Source organism: Streptomyces sp. SID12501 (assembly GCF_010550245.1).
Classification (GTDB): Bacteria; Actinomycetota; Actinomycetes; order Streptomycetales; family Streptomycetaceae; genus Streptomyces.
The window spans coordinates 1-613 of sequence record NZ_JAAGLU010000262.1 but is presented as its reverse complement, the minus strand read 5'-3'; the positions used below and the strand labels follow the sequence as shown (position 1 = coordinate 613).

At 71.0% G+C, this 613-nt stretch carries 1 protein-coding gene; it reads right to left on the bottom strand.

Annotated elements, in window-relative coordinates; translation table 11 throughout:
• Positions 1-530 (bottom strand): hypothetical protein (locus G3I71_RS45620; RefSeq protein WP_164324830.1); only part of this gene is annotated, 530 nt, incomplete at its 3' end.
• Between the last annotated feature and the right edge of the window lie 83 nt (positions 531-613).

The window sequence follows — 613 nt, the reverse complement described above, 5'->3', positions numbered from 1 at the left end:
ATCGTCAGCCGGTCACGGTGGCGCACGAGGCCCTGGCTCCGTGCCCATCCCTGGAGGGTCCACACGCTGTGAGTCCTCGCGCTCGGCTGACCGAGGTGACGTCCCGGGCCCTCGAGCCACCGGTTCCACACGCTCCACATGGCGGGGACGTCGTCGCCGTACCCGGGCGGCGCCTCGGCCTCGGCAGCACGACCCAGGAGCTTGTTCTGCGTGGGGTAGACGCCGTGCAACGCTCCGTCGGGCTCCTCCGTCACTGCGAGCACCGTCATCGCCAGGTCTGCGACGAAGGGCGCGTCACCTTCAAACCCCCGAGCGGCCCACCTCGCCGCAGCAATGGCCCCAAGGCCGAAGGGCCGCGAGCCACGGGCAGCCCGGAACGCGCCGCAGAAGTCGTCGAGCGCGTCCTGCTCCCTGAGGCCCGAGACGTCGGCGAGCGTCTCACGGTCGACGTACAGGTAGAGACGACGCTCCGGGCGCGCTCGCGTCCCGAGGTCGCGCAGGAGCGCCTCGTTCCAGTCCACTAGCTTCATCGCGCGGCCCTCATCCCTGTGGTCATCGCCACGAGACGACCCCGAGCTTAGCGCCCGTCGAGGACTTCCCCCGTAGGACGCGC